Source organism: Verrucomicrobiaceae bacterium, from assembly GCA_016713035.1.
In the GTDB taxonomy this organism is placed as follows: domain Bacteria; phylum Verrucomicrobiota; class Verrucomicrobiia; order Verrucomicrobiales; family Verrucomicrobiaceae; genus Prosthecobacter.
Genome location: JADJPW010000002.1, coordinates 750,919 through 767,471 on the forward strand (window position 1 = coordinate 750,919; position 16,553 = coordinate 767,471).

The following is a 16,553-nucleotide window of genomic DNA, read 5'->3' on the forward strand; positions in this document are numbered from 1 at the left end:
CTCAAAAATCAACAATCGAGTAATCGACAATCGTCAATCCTTCCGGCAACCGCGAGCGCTGGGCATGCTCGATTGACGATTGAAGAGCAAACGATTGAAGATTGTCGAGGTAAGTCGATTTCGCCCCCGCGAGGAGGCTTTTCCCCTCCAAAATCAACAATCGAGGAATCGACAATCGTCAATCCTTCCGGCTACCGCGAGCCATGGGCATGCTCGATTGACGATTGAAGAGCAATCGATTGCAGATTGTCGAGGTAAGCCGATTTCGCCCCCCCGCGAGGAGGCTTTTCCCCTCCAAAATCAGCAATCGAGGAATCGACAATCGTCAATCCCTCCGGTTACCGCGAGAGTTGGGAATGCTCGATTGACGATTGATTAGGTTTGCCGATCCGCACCCAGGTCAAGCTTTGCCCCTCAGTTGCCGATTGTAGAGCCACCCCAGCCGCCTACAGGCTCTCTTCACATGTCCCAACGGCTTTTCCTCCTCGACGCGATGGCGCTCATTTATCGTGCGCACTTCGCCTTCATGAAAAACCCCATCCGCACCAGTGATGGGCTGAATACCTCCGCGCTGTACGGATTCGCCAACACGCTGCTGGACATCATTCACAACCAGAAACCCACACACCTCGGCGTCGCCTTTGACAACGCCGCACCGACCGTTCGCCATGAAATCTTCCCTGCCTACAAAGCGCAGCGTGAAGAGATGCCGGAGGACATTTCACTCGCCATCCCGAACGTGAAACGGCTGCTGCGGGCCATGAACGTGCCCATGCTGGAAAAGGACGGACTGGAGGCCGACGACATCATCGGCATCCTCGCCACGCAGGCGGATAAAGTCGGCCTGGAGACCTTCATGGTCACGCCGGACAAGGATTTCGGCCAACTCGTCACTGAGCATGTCAAAATCTTCAAACCCGGACGTGCGGGTGCCGACACGGAAATCCTCGGAGTGAAGGAAATCTGCGAGCGCTGGGGCATCGAGCGCCCTGCGCAGGTCATCGACATCCTCGGGCTCATGGGTGACGCGGTGGACAACATCCCCGGCGTCAAAGGCTTCGGCGAAAAGACCGCCACCGCGCTCATCCAGCAGTTCGGCAGCATCGAAAACCTGCTCGCCAACATCGATCAGCTCAAAGGCAAGCAGAAGGAAAAGCTCGAAGCCTGCCGCGAGGATGCCATCCTCTCCAAAAAGCTCGCCACCATCATGCACGATGCGCCTTTCGACACGGGCATCGACGACCTCGTCATCCAAACGCATGTGAATGAAGAGCTGAAGGCCTTCTTCACCGAGTTCGAGTTCAACACCCTCGGTAAGCGTGTTTTCGGCGATGACTTCAAAGCCGGTCGCGGTCGCAAAACGGCTGCGGAAGCACCCGCAGGCGATCTTTTCGCCGCAGAGGCCATATCCACGCCCACGCCGACGAAACTGACTACCATCGCCGACACGCCGCATGTGTATCATTTGGTCCAAAGTGCCGCAGAACGCCAAAAACTGCTCACGGCGCTCGCGGAGCTGAAAAGCTACTGTTTTGACCTCGAAACGACCGGACTCGATCCCCGCGACACGCAGATCGTCGGCATCGCGTTTTCATGGCAGGCGCATGAGGGCTGGTTCGTGTACTTCCCGCGTGATCAAAAGGTCGCGAAGGCCGTTTTGGAGGAATTCCGCCCGCTGCTCACTCGCGAAGGCGTGGAGAAGATCGGGCACAATTTGAAGTTCGACCTCAGCGTGCTCCTCGCCCACGGCATGGAGGTCCGCGGGCCATTTTTCGACAGCATGCTCGCACATGCGCTCATCGACCCGGATCAACGCCACGGCATGGATTACCTCTCCGAGTCGCTGTTGAGCTACACGCCCGTGCCGATCACGCAGGTCATCTGCACGGAGAAAGATGACCTCTTCAGCACCACCATGGCGCAGGCAGCTGCCGAGGATGCGCAAAAAGTCGCCGACTACGCCGCTGAGGACGCCGACGTGACCTGGCAGCTCGCCGCGAAACTGCGCCCACAAATCGCCACCACCGGCCACACGCGAGTCTTTGAAGAAATCGAGTGCCCGCTGCTCCCCGTGCTCACACGCATGGAGCACGTCGGCGTGAAAATCGATGTCCAGGCACTGCGTGAATACGGGATAGAGCTCGACAAAAAAGCCAAAGAACTCGAACGCAAAATCCACGAGGTCGCTGGCATGGCGGTGAACCTCAACAGCCCCAAACAGCTCGGCGAAGTGCTCTTTGATAAGCTCAAACTCAGCGACAAGCCGAAGAAAACCGCCACAGGCCAATACCAGACCAATGAGCAGGTGCTACAGTCGCTTTTGGGCACGCACCCCATCATCCAGGACATCCTCGATTATCGTGAAGTCACCAAGCTGAACAGCACCTACGTCGAAGCGCTGCCACATGCCGTTTCACGCGTCACAGGCCGCGTGCATACCACGTTTCATCAGCTCATGGCCGCCACCGGCCGCATGGCCAGCAGCAATCCGAACCTGCAAAACATCCCCATCCGCAGCGACTTGGGCCGCGAAATAAGAAAGGCCTTCATCCCCGGCCACGACGGCTGGGTTTTGCTCAGCGCCGACTACTCCCAGATCGAACTCCGCGTCATGGCCGCCCTCAGCGGCGACGCCGCAATGATCGAGGCCTTCGCGCAGGGCCAGGACATCCACATCGCCACCGCCGCCCGCGTCTATGGCGTGCCACTCGACGGCGTGCTGCCCGAGATGCGCCGCACGGCCAAGATGGTCAACTTTGGCATCATCTACGGCATTAGCGCCTTCGGTTTGAGCCAACGCCTCGGCATCCCGCGTGGTGAGGCCGCCACCATCATCGACAACTACTTCAAGCAGTTCCCCGGCATCAAAGCCTTCATGGATCAAATCGTCGCCGATGCCCGCAAAAGCGGCTACGTCGAGACTTTAACCGGCCGCCGCCGCGCCATCCGCGACCTCACTAGCGGAAACGCCACCATCCGTGGCCAAGCCGAACGCGTGGCGATGAACACCCCCATCCAAGGCACCGCCGCCGACATGATCAAGCTCGCCATGATCCGCGTCGAGACCGCCCTTCGCGCCGCCAACCTACAAACCCGCATGCTCCTCCAAGTGCATGACGAGCTCCTCTTCGAACTCCCCGAATCCGAAGTCGAACAAGCCCGCTCCATCATCCTCCACGAAATGAAACACGCCCTTCAGCTCCCCCACGGCGTCCCCGCCGAGGTCGAAGCGGGAACGGGCATGGATTGGTTCAAGGCGCATTGAGCCGAGGGGCCTCCAGGGCTCCAATTTAAGAAGCACTCCTCCCCGGCGATTTCACAAAACCTTCACCCTGCCGCGCTTGCTTGATCAGGCGGGCTGCGCATTCATGGGGGCCTCATGTCCAGCCAGGCCCGCTCTACCGGCATCGTCTCTATCGCTATCCTCTGCAGCCGTATTCTCGGGCTGGTGAGGGATCAGGTGCTCGGGGGTGTTTTTGGGATGAAGTTCGCGGGCATTTTCGCGATGGCGTTTCGCACGCCAAATATGCTGCGCGATCTCTTTGCAGAGGGGGCGCTCTCCACGGCCTTCGTCACCACTTTTTCCAAGAAAATCAAACTAGAGGGGGATGAGGCTGCGTGGCAGCTCGGGCGGAAAATGGTATCGCTCTCGCTTTGCTTCATGACAATGGTGGCGATGGCAGGTGTGGCGCTGGCACCATGGATTTTCCGGCTGCTGACACCGGGGTGGAAGGATGAGGCTAGTATCGAGCTCGGGGTGACGCTGGCGCAGATCATGTATCCATTCATCACGATCGTGTCACTCACGGCGCTGGTCATGGGGATGCTCAATGCGAAGAAGGTTTTCTTCATTCCGGCGGTGGCATCAGCGTTTTTTAACCTGGGGTGCATCCTCGGTGGCTATGCGGTGGCTTGGATGATGGACCCGGCCTTCCGTGAGGGCGTGATCACGGAGCGGAGCCTGATGGGATTTGCAGTGGGCACTCTGATCGGTGGAGCGATGCAGCTCGCCGTGCAGCTCCCTTCGCTGAAGCGTGTGGGCTTCCGCTTCGGGCTGGATTTCGGCTGGAAGGACAGTGGGGTAAAGGATGTGCTGCATTTGATGTGGCCATCTCTGCTCGCGGCCTGCGGCACGCAGGTGAATGTGCTGCTGAACTCGATTTTTGCCTCGTACACACCTGGGCAGGAGTCAGCATCGGGGTGGCTGGCGTATGCGCAGCGGCTCCAGCAGCTCCCGCTGGGTCTATTCGGTGTCGCGGTAGCGACGGTGACGCTGCCGATGCTCAGTCGGCTCGCTACAGAGGGTATCACGCCGGAGTTTCGTGCGGCTTTGGCCAAAGGGTTGCGCTTGGTGCTATTCCTCACGCTGCCATGTGCGGCGGGGCTGTCGCTTTTGGCGCATGAGATCATCTCGGTCATCTTTGAGCATGGCCGCTTCAAATCGTATGATGTGGTGCAGACGGCTGCGCCGCTTCAGGCCTTTGCATTCGGTCTGGTGTTCTACTCAGGGATCAAGGTGCTGCAGCCATCGTTTTACACCATCGGGCGGCGTTTTATTCCGATGTACACCTCCCTGGGCATCATTGTTTTCACTGCGGCAGCGAATGCCTTTACGGTCTTTGTGTTAAAGTGGGATCATACCGCGCTGGCGTGGGGCACGGGCGTGGGGCTGGCGCTGAATTTTACCGTGCTCTATGTGTGTATGCGGCGCTTTGCCTCTGGACTAGAGACGGGCTCACTCATGGCGACGATGCTGCGTGTCGGTGGGGCCGTGCTCGCCATGAGCGCGGTGTGCGTAGCGGCGAAATACACGATTTTGGCGGATTGGGAGCATCTGGGCCTGATCGCCCGTATGCTGAGGCTCGGGCTCACGATCAGTCTTTCGGCCGTTCTTTACTTCATGGTGACGCAGCGGCTGCGAGTGGAGGAATCCTCCGAATTTCTCTCGATTCTGAGCCGACGCTTCGGTAAAAAGTGATTCGTGTATGAATAAGCAACGTCTTTGGCTCCAGGTCGCCGCCTTTCTCGCCCTCGTATGGGGCGCGTTAGCTGTCGTGCTGTGGTGGACAGAGGACCATGTCTTTACGCCTGAAAAGACGCTCGTATTGATGAATGAGTCGCCCTGGTATGTGAATGAACGCCTCGGTCCACGCCAGCGCGGCACACATCTGGATAAGGTCATCGCCTCCGTCTCCCGGCTCACTTACAACCAGCGAGAAACCATGCGCGAGGATGGCGCTGAGAGTGTGGACCGCTTCATGAAATCCCTCACCGAGGACGAAAAGGGCGAGTACATCTCACGCATTGTGGAGCAAACCTTTCTCTCCGTCATGAAGGGCATCGAAAAGCTCCCACCCGAAGAGCGCCGCCGTGTGACTGGTGCTATCCAGCGTGACATGAAAAAGCGCGGCACGCAGAGCCCAGAGATGCAGCTCCTGCTCGATCAAAGTGCGGCTGATTTCGAGAAAGCGCTGCTAAAGGATGCCGGCATGTTCTTCAAGCAAGCTCCACTCGCGACAAAGCTGGAAATGGCTCCGCTGCTAGAGGGTATGCAGGCTCGCATATTGCTTTTTGCACGCTGAGGGTTCTTCGCTCTTATCTTTATGAAACATTGCCTACTGATCATCACACTGGCAGTCTCCGTCGCGGCTTCTGATACGGAAAACTGGCCGCAGTTTCGTGGAGCGAAGTCGGATGGTTTAGGCGAGGGTTTGACATTACCTGTGACGTGGAGTGACACAGAGAACGTGGTGTGGAAGGCGAAGGTGCCGGGCTGGGGGTGGTCGTCGCCGATTGTGTGGGGCGATAAGGTCTTCGTGACTTCGGCGGCCGGTAAGAAGGAACTGCCGACGCCGCATGTGGGCGGTTATCCGGGTGGGCATCTGGAACAAAAGGAGACGCATCGCTGGATGCTGTGGTGCCTCGATTTCGAGACAGGGCGGATTCTATGGGAGTTCGAGGCACACAAGGGTATCCCACCGCAGATGCGGCATCCGCGCAGCTCTTTTGCCAATGAGACTCCAGTGACGGATGGCGAGCGCGTGTATGCCTACTTTGCCAATATCGGCTTGTTTTGCTGCGACATGACAGGGCAGAAGCTCTGGGAACATCGCTGGCCGAGCTACCCGATGCGCGATGGTTGGAACACGGGCTCGTCGCCAGTGCTGCACAGCGGACGCATCTTCATCCAGAATGACAATGAGGAAGCCTCATTCGTCGAGACGCTGGATGCACTCACAGGCAAGTCGCTCTGGCGTGTTGCGCGCGAGGAGCGCAGCACCTGGTCCACGCCGTATGTCTGGGAGAGCGGTCAGCGCACGGAGCTGATCACCATCGGCATGAACAAAGTCCGCTCTTATGCGGTGGAAGATGGGACGCTGCTCTGGGAACTCAGCGGCACCGCCGGACTCGTGAGCCAGATCCCTGTCTCAAAGCATGGCCTGCTCTACGTCGGCGCGGGCTATCACTATGGCCCTCTCTATGCCATCAAACCCGGCGCGAAGGGCGACATCACGCTGCAAGGCGACGCGACGAGCAATGAGTTCATCGTGTGGAGTCAGAAGCGCGGCTCCAGCATCCATCCCGGCTACCTCATCAGCGGCGACCGGCTCTTTGTCTGCTACGACTCCGGCTTGCTCGGCTGCTTCGATGCAAAGACCGGCGCTGAGATCATCGCCAAACAACGCCTCAATACCAAGGGAAGCCGCTTCTACGCCTCGCCCTGGGCCTACAATGGCCATCTCTTCATGCTCAATGAAAACGGCGACACTTGGGTCATCGACGACGGCCCCGAATACAAGCTGCTGCACAAGAACACCCTCGGCGACGTCGCCTGGGCCACGCCTGCCATTGCGAGAGGGAGCTTGCTGATCCGCACGTATTCGTGGCTATATCGAATCCAGAACAAGAAGTGACCCGCCATGAAACTCGCGTTCCTTATTCTCATCACCGCAGGCCTACTCCACGCTCAAGAGGCCACGACACTTAAGGCCATCAAGGCCGCCTCTGAACGCGGCACGCTGAGCGATCAGCGCCAGCTCGTGCGTGGCGATACGGGCAAGTGGAACGATGCGGCGATGCTCCTGCACGCTCCATCGCTTGCCAAGAAACCACAAGGCTTGTCGCTTGATGATTGGATCGATGACCTGACCGAGAAAAGGCCGAGCGTCACTGCGGGCGACGACGTTTGGCTTCTCTTCCGCACCCGCCAACTCGATGACAATGACCGCGTGTGGATAGAGAAGATCGAGCGCAGCGGCTCAGCCTTTACCATCACAATGCACGAGGCGATTTGGCAGGGAAACTACTTCAAAACCTTCACCTACTACGAGGTGGACGCGGTGAACCTCGGCAAGCTGCCCGCTGGCGACTACACCGTGACGTGGCTCGTGAAACCGCTCGTCTTCAAGCAGCTCGAAAAGCCCCGCGAGGCGCAGAACAATTACCAAACCAACTGGCCCACCGATGCCAAGCTAGGCGACGGTAAGGTGGTGGAGCTGAAGACGACGTTTTCCGTGCCAGCGTCGAAGTGCCGAGCGCTCGTCATGGGCGACTCCATGCTTTTGCACTTTCTCCCGCGCCAACTTCAGGAAGTTCGCCACCGGGATCGAGTGACTGCCTTTCGCCGTAGTGATGCCGATGATGAGTGGCGGTGGTGCAGGGTTCAGGGGAATGATTTTCAACCGCACTCCTGCCATGCAATCCATCCGTTCAGACACCAGCGCCACGCCTCGACCTGCTTCGACGGCGGCGATCAAACTCGTAGCGCTGTCGTGCTCCTCCACGATCTGCGGTGGTCGAGCGAAGTCGGCAAAGAGATCCGCGATCCAGGCGTGATGCTCAGGATAGTCGGCGAGCGTGAAGGCTACCAAAGGCTCCGCTGCGAGTTGCTTGAGGCTGATCTTCTTCAGCTTGGCCAATGGATGGTCAGGACGCATCAAGACACTCACCGCTTGGCGATCCATTTCAATGAAATCGAGTCCCTCCATGACCCTCACACTGACTTTCAACAGCATCGCCATGTGCAGCGAGCCCGTGCGCAGACCGCGCAGCATCTCCTGCGTGGACTGGTCGTGTAGCTGCACACGCACACCAGGGTGTTGCTCCTGAAACGCACGCAGCAGCCGTGGCAGCATCTCCACAGCAAGTGAGGGCGCATAGCCAAGATGCAGCTCACCCACTTGACCCTTCGCCACCGCACGGGCAGCCTCCACTGCTTCGCCTGCTCCGCGCATCACCTTGCGAGCATGATCGAGGAACACACGACCCGCTTCCGTGAGTCGCAGAGATTTGGCCCCGTGATCGAACAATTCAAAGCCAAGCTCCTGCTCCAAGTCACGAATCTGCCGACTCAACGACGGCTGCGCCACACGCAACTGCGCCGCCGCACGAGTGATATTCTCATGCTCGGCGACCGCGATGAAGTAACGAAGGTGGCGTAGTTCCATAATCGCTAGCATACACGGCAGGCATGGTGAGCCAAGGGACAAGGTATTGTCCGGCACACTTCACCGAAGCTCTGGGGTGAGGGAGTTCGACAGCGAACTCACACCAACCTGAATCCAAAAACACTATGAGCACCACCATCAAGACCATGATCGACCCTAACGACGCTGTTATGCTACTGATTGACCATCAGAGCGGACTCTTCCACTCGTGGCAGACATGGACATGCTGACCCTGCGCAACAACGTCACCGCACTCGCCAAGGTCGCACATCTCGCCAAGGTCCCCACGTTCACGACGGCTTCCGTCCCGGATGGTCCCAATGGACCGCTCATTCCAGACATTCACGCGGCCAATCCCGACGCCGTTTACATCCCGCGCACGGGCCAGATCAATGCCTGGGACAATCCCAAGTGGGTCGAGGCCATCGAGAAGACCGGACGCAAGACCTTGCTCATCGCAGGCACCTTGACCAGCGTTTGCATGTCCTTCCCCACGCTCAGTGCGCTCGCCGCAGGCTACAAGGTCTTCACCATCATCGACGCCTCCGGCAACTGGTCCAAGATGGCCACGGACATCACCATGGCGCGAGTCGTGCAGGCTGGTGCGATGCCCATCGACACCTACGCCGTCCTCGCGGAGATCATGTCCACCTGGAATCGTCCCGATGCGATGGAGTTCGCCAATATCATGGTGGACCATATCGTGCCGCACTATCGCCTGCTCAACGAGAGCTACGGCAAAGCCCAGAGCGTGCAAAAGCTAGGCCACGAGACCAAGCTAGAGAAGCTCGTGCTGCCCGGCGAGAAAGCCTAAAGCGCCCTTCGAGTCAACGGGGCGGGCCACTCACGGCCCGCCCCGTCTGATGCCAACCACCAACGCAAATCAATGCCATGACACCCCAAGCCATCGAAGTCGCCAAAGTCAGTGAATTCCCTCCTGGCACCATGCGTGCCGTGGATGTCGCCGGATTCGAACTCCTGCTCGTCAATGCAGACGGACGCCTATTCGCCATGAGTCGCCGTTGCGGCCACATGAACGCCTCGCTCGCCGACGGCGTGCTGAAAGGCAATGTCGTGACCTGTGCCTTCCACTCAGCACGGTTCGACGTGGCCACCGCAGGCAAAGTCGGCGACGCCGTGCTGGTTCGTCCCGCAGGCGCAGATCAAGCCCCACCAGAACTGGCCGCCTATCTGGCCAAGGCTGGAAAATTGACAGCAGGAATCAAAACGCACGACTGCCAGAAGTTCGATGTCGTCGTCGAGGGCGACATCATCAAGGTGGTGATTTGACCTTCCCTCTCACAACCAAGCTCGTTCACCAAAACCAGAAACCAAGAAACCAACCAAATGAAAAGCACACCGATCCGCGATCCCAAAAAAGACATCATGCTTGCGCCTGGAAATGCAGCATTAATCCTCATCGACTACCAGCCACCGCAAGTTTCCACCGTCGAGTCCATCGACCGCCAAACGCTCATCAACAACGTCGTCGCGCTTGCCAAGACCGCCAAGCTGCACGGCCTGCCCATCATCGTCTCGACCGTCAACGTCAGCAATGGCGTGAATGAGGACACCATTCCGCAACTCCGTGAAGTGTTGACCGACGTGAAGGCCATCGACCGCACCAGCATCAATTCATGGGAAGACCAGGATTTCGTCGATGCCGTGAAAGCCACTGGATGCAAGAAGCTCATCATGTGCGCACTGTGGACCGAAGCCTGCCAGCTCTTCCCCACGCTGGATGCACTCAACGAAGGCTATGAGGTGTATCCCGTGACGGACGCCATCGGTGGCACTTCCCACGAAGCGCATCGCGCCGCAATGGAGCGGATGGTTCAGGCTGGCGCAAAGCCGACGACGTGGAACTCCGTGCACTGCGAATTGCAGCGCGACTGGAATCGCACGCAGACCGTGCCTGGATTCCTCCAGACCTTCATCGACCACGGTCGTGCGGGTTGGTTCTTCAAGCTCGAAACCGAGCGCAAGAAGAACAAGAACAAGAACAAGTAGCGCAAGCCCAGCGCATCACCGGGAGAGAGGTCGCGGGCCTCTCTCCCTCATCCTTTCACTCGAACCCGATCAACTCATGAAACTCGCCTCCAATCTCGCCGGAGTCCTGCTCGGCCTCATCTTTAACATCGTAGCATGGAACTTTTTCCTGCACTTCTTTGACATGCCTGCACCGCCAGAAGGTTCCCCGCCTGCGATGTTTCTCGGAGCGATGATTCCGACTGGTTACTTCGCCTTTGTCAAAGGGCTAGAGATCACCGGTGGCATCCTCGTCGCCATTCCACGCACGCGCCCGCTCGGCCTACTGGCCTTGGGTCCGATCATCGTGAACATTTTGTGCTTCCATGTATTCCTAACCAAGGGCGCAGGATTGGTCGGCCCGCCCTTGCTGGTCGCAGTGCTAGCCCTGTTCCTCTTGTGGACCGAGCGTGCAGGCTTTTCACGCTTGCTACCAGGCGCGCGGTAATCCAGGACGCGAAAGCGTCAGCACCATTGCCCAAACACCCTTGCCGCCTCCAGCTTGCCTTTGAAAGCGAACCCGAGTGCCCTTGAGGGTTCACGGGTCATCAGATATGGCCATCCGCCTGTTCATCCGGCCAATGTATAAACTGCGGGTTGACGGCTTGCTCCAAGAAGTGCATATACACACTAACAATGCCAAAACAACTCGACATGACCGCTGGAGAGAACTGCGTGTGCTTCAACCTGCGATGGGTGACACGGGCGGTGACGGCGTTCTATGACGCCGAGATGCGGCGGCACGGGATTCGTCCCACTCAGGGTTCCATCCTGGCGGCCTTGCAGACCAAGGATAGTTGGAACATGGTTGAGCTGAGTGATTGGCTCGGCATGGAGCGCACGACTTTAGTGCGGAATCTTCGACCTTTGCAACGAGATGGTTTCGTGGAAATCACCGGGGGTGGACGCGGCAATCTGGTGGAGCTCACGATCACCGCCAAGGGCCGGAAGCAAGTTGCGAAGCTCGCTCCAGCGTGGAGAAACGCTCAAAGCGCCATGGTCGCAACACTCGGCGAAAAACGCTGGTCAGCCATCCTTTCCGATCTGGAAGAGGCAGCCTTGGCGTTGAGCAAGTAGCCCCAACAAAACACAGCAGACGATTCACTCAGACCCATAAGTGTATATGCACACCCCATTCAAAAACAAAACCACCCTGGTCACCGGAGCCACCTCCGGCATAGGTCGCGAAATTGCCATCTTGTTCGCAGAGCGAGGCGCGCGTGTATTCGGCACAGCACGCAATCCAGCATCGGCGAAGGCTATTCCAGGCGTAGAGATCGTTCAGATGGACGTCACGGATGATGCCAGCGTGAACGATGCGATTCACAGCATCGTGCAGAAGGCCGGGCCGATTCAAGTTCTGATCAACAACGCGGGTTACAGCCTCACGGGAGCCTTGGAAGAGACAAGTCTCACGGAAGCACGGCAACAGTTTGAAACCAACTTCTTCGGTGTGCTGCGCGTGACGAGTGCTGTGCTTCCGCAGATGCGGCAGTCGGGCTATGGGAGAATCGCCAACATCAGTTCCGTGGTCGGATTCATCCCTGCTCCTTACATGGGAATCTACACCGCAAGCAAACACGCCGTGGAAGGATACACCTGGACGCTGGACCACGAGGTGCGGGAATTCGGCGTGCGCGCCATGTTGGTCGAACCCTCTTACACGAAAAGCAACATCAGCCAAAACGAGAGGTCCGCACAGACCGCGCTCCATGAGTATGCCGCGCAACGCCAGCGGACGAAGGAAGCCATCGACAAGGGTGTCGCCCATGGAGACGATCCCCGACTCATCGCGGAGGCTGTTCTTCAAGCGGTCACGGTGCAACAGCCGCGACTGCGTTATCCCGTCGGCAGAGGGGTCTGGGTGAGCCGACTGCGCCGCTATCTCCCTGCTGCCGTCTTCGATTGGTTGATCCGCAAAGGAGCCCGACTCTCATGATTCCATCCATTCAAACGCAGCTTACCCAAACCTCGAGAACCTTTATCGCAACAACATGAAAGCACTCATCCTGAAACAGTATGGCAGAGCCGATCACATCGCCTTCGCCGACATTCCACGACCTCAGCTCAAGCCCGACGAGATTCTCGTTCAGGTCCACGCTGCTGGTTTGAATGCGATCGATAACGCGATTCCCAAAGGCGAATTCAAGCCCCTCCTTCGATTCAAATTGCCAGCCACGCTAGGCAGCGATCTGGCAGGCATCGTGGTCGAGGTGGGAAACCGAGTCACGCGCTTCAAGCCGGGAGATGCCGTGTTCGCCAGTGTCTTCGATCTCGGAACGGGCACACTCGCCGAGTTCGCCGTCGTGTCGGAAAGTGCCGCCGCACTCAAGCCATCGAATGTGGACTTCGTGCAGGCAGCCTCCATCCCCATGGTCGGCCTCACTTCATGGCAGGCACTGAAGGAGCGGGCCAAAGTCATGCCCGGTCAAAGGGTATTCATTCCCGCGGGCTCCGGTGGCATTGGCACCTTTGCTATTCAGCTCGCCAAAGAGCTGGGAGCATTCGTTGGCACGACAACGAGCACAACCAATGTCGAGCTGGTGCGGAGCCTCGGCGCGGATGAAGTGATTGATTACAAGAAGCAGGAGTTCGAAGACGTGCTGCGGGACTACGATATGGTGCTGGGCACGCTGAAGGGCGACACCATCGAGAACGCACTGCAAATCCTGAAACCCGGAAGCCACATCGTCTCGCTCGTTGGACCGCCAAACGCCGCGTTTGCCCGTGCCCGGGGGATGAACTTCCTCATGCGTTTTGTTTTTGGGTTGCTGAGCCGCAAGATCATCGGTCTCGCCCAGAAGAAGGGCGCAGATTATTCCTTTCTGTTTGTGCGCCCTGACGGCAGCCAGCTAGCCCACATCGCAGCATTGATCGAGGCTGGGCGCATCCGGCCAGTGGTGGATCGCGTGTTCCCGTTCGATCAGGCAAAGGAAGCTCTGGCCTACCTTGAAACAGGCAGAGCCAAAGGCAAAGTCGTGGTGCAAATGAAGCAGCAGACGGAGGGTTGAAATAGAAGGACTTAACCGAGAGCGTTTACTGGTGAGATGAAGGAAATGCGGAACCTGAAAAAATGATTCAAGACATCTCCACTTCCATCGTTCAAGCTGCTCCTCATGACTAGCAACACCATGACCATCATCGGACTCTCCGGCAGCTTGCGTTCCGGTTCATACAATACGGCCCTACTGCATGCTGCGGCGGGCCCGATGCCTGCGGGATCGGAGTTGATCGTGAAGACCATTCACGGCATCCCGCTTTACGATGGCGACCTGGAAGCTGCCGAGGGCATCCTGTCTGCCGTGGTCGAGCTGGGCAAGGCCATTGCGGAAGCGGATGGACTGCTGCTCGCGACGCCGGAATACAACAACTCCATCCCTGGGCCGTTCAAGAACGCTATCGACTGGCTGTCCCGTTTGCCTGATGAAGCAGCGCCGGTGTTTGCTGGCAAGCCCGTGGCCGTCATCGGTGCATCGCCGGGAGGCTTCGGCACGCTGCTGGCGCAAGACGCTTGGTTGACCGTGCTGCGGACGTTGGAGACGCGCCCATGGTTCGGTGCGCGGTTGCCGGTCTCGCGTGCGGCGGGTTTGTTCGACAGCGAAGGCCAGCTCACGGATGCGGGTACCAAGGACAGGCTGCGGAGCTTCGTCACGGGCTTTGCGGCGTTCGCTCAATCCACGCCTCAGTGATGCGTGAGTCGCGAGTATAACGCACTAGGTATGCTCACCCTAGCGACAAGGTATTTCACGGTTTGATGGGATCGCTCTAGTCTCGCTTCGTGAAAGCAAAACACACCACTATGAAAACACTCCATCACATCCATCACAGCTCCGCCATGCATTGGGTCGGCAACGGCTTCCCCGTGCGCTCTGTCTTTGATTACAACGGCCTCGGTCGTGAGCTATCACCCTTCCTGCTGCTCGACTACGCCGCGCCGCACACCTTCAAGCCCGGCAGCGAACGCCGTGGCGTGGAGGCCCATCCGCACAAGGGTTTTGAGACCGTCACCATCGCTTATCAAGGCGAACTAGAGCACCGCGACTCCAGCGGCGGAGGCGGCAAGATCGGTGCAGGCGATGTGCAATGGATGACCGCAGGGAATGGCATTGTGCATCAGGAGTTTCACTCACCCGAGTTCACCAAGAACGGCGGCACGCTCCACATGGTGCAGCTCTGGGTCAATCTCCGGGCGAAGGACAAGAGCACGCCACCACGCTACCAGACGCTGCTCAATGCCGACATCCCCACCGCGACGCTGCCGGACGATGCAGGCACCGCACGCATCATCGCGGGTGAACTCAACGGCACACGCGGACCCGCCATGACCTTCTCGCCCATCAATCTCTGGGACGTGAGGCTCAAGGCTGGCAAGTCTGCCACGCTGCCCCTGGTCGAAGGCCACACCGCCTCCTTCCTCGTGCTGTCTGGTGAGGTCGCCGTGCAGGATGGTCAATCCGCCGCCGAGGGCGATCTCGCCATCTTCTCTCACCAAGGCGATGCCATCACTGTCGCAGCCAGCTCTGACACGCACCTGCTCCTCATGAGCGGCGAGCCCATCGCTGAACCCGTGGTCGGCTACGGTCCCTTCGTGATGAACTCCAAGGCGGAAATCCAACAAGCCTTCGAGGACTACCAGCTCGGCAAAATGGGCGAGCTATAAGATGGATGCAGAAGACTCAAAGTCCGCCTCCTGATCGTCAGGAGACGGCACCTACAAGGCATTCCTGGCCCCGGCATTCGCTCGGAGAATGCAAACTATCCCAGCGCAACCCGTTAGACTCTCTTCTGCCAACCACACTCACATCATGCGCTTGATCTTCCTGCTCCTCGCCGCCGTCGGTTCCTCACATGCGGCAGACTGGCCGCAGTTTCGCGGACCGACGGGCGATGGCGTCACCACAGACACGAATTTGCCTCTGACCTGGAGTGAGAAGGAAAATCTCATCTGGCGCACAGAATTGCCCGGCCCTGGCTCCTCCAGCCCCATCATCAGCGGAGATAAAGTCTTCCTCACCAGCTATAGCGGCTACGGCATCGACATCAAAGAGCCTGGGGACATGAAAAACCTCAAGCGCCATGCTTTGTGCCTAGACAAGGCCACGGGCAAAATCCTCTGGAATCACGAGATCGTCACCGATCTGCCGAACAAGCCCTACACCGGCACCTACATCACCACACACGGTTACGCATCGAGTTCCGCCGTCACGGATGGGAAGGGCGTTTTCTTCTTCATGGCGAATGCGGGCGTATTCGCCTACACGATGGGTGGAAAGGCCGTGTGGAACGTCAGCGTCGGTGAAAAGGCGCATGATTGGGGTGTCGGCTCATCTCCCATCCTCTACGGTGATCTGCTCATCGTGAATGCGGCACTGGAGAGCAATCAGCTCCTCGCTCTGGATCGCAAAACCGGCAAAACCGTGTGGAGTGCCACTGGTTTCCCGGCCTCTTGGAACACGCCCACGCTCGTCCGAGTCGATGGCCACGATGAACTCGTGGTGAACTCCAGTGGCAAGCTCCGCGCCTTTGAGCCGCTCACGGGCAAAGAGCTCTGGAGCTGCGATAGCATCAAAGCGGCGGAACTCTGCCCCAGCATCATCGCCCATGATGGCGTGATTTTCGTCATCGGTCATCCTGGCGGCCAGAGTCAGGCAGTGAAGGGTGGCAAAGTGCTGTGGCAGACGCAAAAAGGCAGCAATGTCAGCTCGCCCGTCTATAAAGATGGGCACCTCTACTTCATCAATGACTCACGCGGGGTGGTCACCTGCCTGGATGCCGCCACGGGAGCCCTAGTTTATGAGCAACCCCTGGCCCAGAAGCCGAAGCGTGACCGTTTCTATGCCACGCCGCTGCTCGCAGGTGATAAAATGTACTGCGTCGGACGCGAAACCGGCACCTACGTCATCGCTGCGAAGCCCCAGTTCGAGCTGCTCGCCACCAATGTCATCGCAGACGATACCAGCATCACCAATGCCAGTCCCGCCGTGAGTGATGGCCGCCTATTCCTCCGCTCGAACAGGTTTGCTTACTGCTTTGGCAAAAAGTGAGGCACGCTGTTCCTCTACGGCGCAAAGTCCTCTT

General features: G+C 58.6%; 14 protein-coding genes and 1 pseudogene. 14 read left to right on the forward strand and 1 reads right to left on the reverse strand.

Annotated features, from left to right (window positions below):
• The first annotated feature begins 463 nt into the window (after positions 1-463).
• From polA to IPK32_10130, 4 genes are all read left to right on the forward strand, one after another.
• Entirely contained in the window at positions 464-3,265 is a 2,802-nt protein-coding gene (gene polA / locus IPK32_10115) for a DNA polymerase I (GenBank protein MBK8092306.1), read from the forward strand.
• A 114-nt stretch (positions 3,266-3,379) separates the two neighbouring features.
• Positions 3,380-4,978 (forward strand): murein biosynthesis integral membrane protein MurJ, encoded by a 1,599-nt coding sequence (murJ, locus tag IPK32_10120; GenBank protein ID MBK8092307.1) that lies wholly within the window; start codon positions 3,380-3,382, stop codon positions 4,976-4,978.
• Between the two features lie 7 nt (positions 4,979-4,985).
• The gene (locus tag IPK32_10125) at positions 4,986-5,582 is read left to right on the forward strand and encodes a hypothetical protein (GenBank protein ID MBK8092308.1); all 597 of its coding nucleotides are present in this window, start codon (positions 4,986-4,988) and stop codon (positions 5,580-5,582) included.
• Positions 5,583-5,603: 21 nt separating this feature from the next.
• Positions 5,604-6,914 carry a PQQ-binding-like beta-propeller repeat protein gene (locus tag IPK32_10130; protein ID MBK8092309.1) on the forward strand — a complete coding sequence of 437 codons (1,311 nt, stop codon included), beginning with the start codon at positions 5,604-5,606 and terminating at the stop codon, positions 6,912-6,914.
• Between the two features lie 558 nt (positions 6,915-7,472).
• On the opposite strand, the gene IPK32_10135 is transcribed toward IPK32_10130, so the two are convergent.
• Positions 7,473-8,447: a LysR family transcriptional regulator gene (locus tag IPK32_10135; GenBank protein MBK8092310.1), complete on the reverse strand. Its 975-nt coding sequence runs from the start codon at positions 8,445-8,447 to the stop codon at positions 7,473-7,475.
• Positions 8,448-8,572: 125 nt separating this feature from the next.
• Here IPK32_10135 and IPK32_10140 point away from each other — a divergent pair.
• The 10 genes and pseudogenes from IPK32_10140 to IPK32_10185 all read left to right on the forward strand — a co-directional run bounded on the left by IPK32_10140 (position 8,573) and on the right by IPK32_10185 (position 16,519).
• A pseudogene (locus IPK32_10140) lies at positions 8,573-9,261 on the forward strand (isochorismatase family protein).
• A gap of 77 nt (positions 9,262-9,338) precedes the next feature.
• The gene (locus tag IPK32_10145) at positions 9,339-9,737 is read left to right on the forward strand and encodes a Rieske (2Fe-2S) protein (protein MBK8092311.1); all 399 of its coding nucleotides are present in this window, start codon (positions 9,339-9,341) and stop codon (positions 9,735-9,737) included.
• Positions 9,738-9,794: 57 nt separating this feature from the next.
• Complete coding sequence (locus tag IPK32_10150; protein ID MBK8092312.1) at positions 9,795-10,457, forward strand: hydrolase; 663 nt, start codon at positions 9,795-9,797, stop codon at positions 10,455-10,457.
• Positions 10,458-10,533: 76 nt separating this feature from the next.
• A complete protein-coding gene (locus IPK32_10155; GenBank protein MBK8092313.1) occupies positions 10,534-10,923 on the forward strand; it encodes a hypothetical protein in 390 nt (129 codons plus the stop codon).
• Between the two features lie 188 nt (positions 10,924-11,111).
• Positions 11,112-11,552: a winged helix-turn-helix transcriptional regulator gene (locus IPK32_10160; GenBank protein MBK8092314.1), complete on the forward strand. Its 441-nt coding sequence runs from the start codon at positions 11,112-11,114 to the stop codon at positions 11,550-11,552.
• 46 nt (positions 11,553-11,598) lie between these two features.
• On the forward strand, positions 11,599-12,414 hold the full coding sequence (locus IPK32_10165; GenBank protein MBK8092315.1) for an SDR family NAD(P)-dependent oxidoreductase: 816 nt from the start codon (positions 11,599-11,601) through the stop codon (positions 12,412-12,414).
• 55 nt (positions 12,415-12,469) lie between these two features.
• Positions 12,470-13,486, forward strand: a complete 1,017-nt coding sequence (locus IPK32_10170; protein ID MBK8092316.1) for an NADP-dependent oxidoreductase — start codon at positions 12,470-12,472, stop codon at positions 13,484-13,486.
• A gap of 120 nt (positions 13,487-13,606) precedes the next feature.
• Positions 13,607-14,164 carry an NAD(P)H-dependent oxidoreductase gene (locus IPK32_10175; GenBank protein ID MBK8092317.1) on the forward strand — a complete coding sequence of 186 codons (558 nt, stop codon included), beginning with the start codon at positions 13,607-13,609 and terminating at the stop codon, positions 14,162-14,164.
• A gap of 110 nt (positions 14,165-14,274) precedes the next feature.
• Positions 14,275-15,135: a pirin family protein gene (locus IPK32_10180; GenBank protein MBK8092318.1), complete on the forward strand. Its 861-nt coding sequence runs from the start codon at positions 14,275-14,277 to the stop codon at positions 15,133-15,135.
• Positions 15,136-15,280: 145 nt separating this feature from the next.
• A complete protein-coding gene (locus tag IPK32_10185; GenBank protein ID MBK8092319.1) occupies positions 15,281-16,519 on the forward strand; it encodes a PQQ-binding-like beta-propeller repeat protein in 1,239 nt (412 codons plus the stop codon).
• The last annotated feature ends 34 nt before the right edge of the window (positions 16,520-16,553 follow it).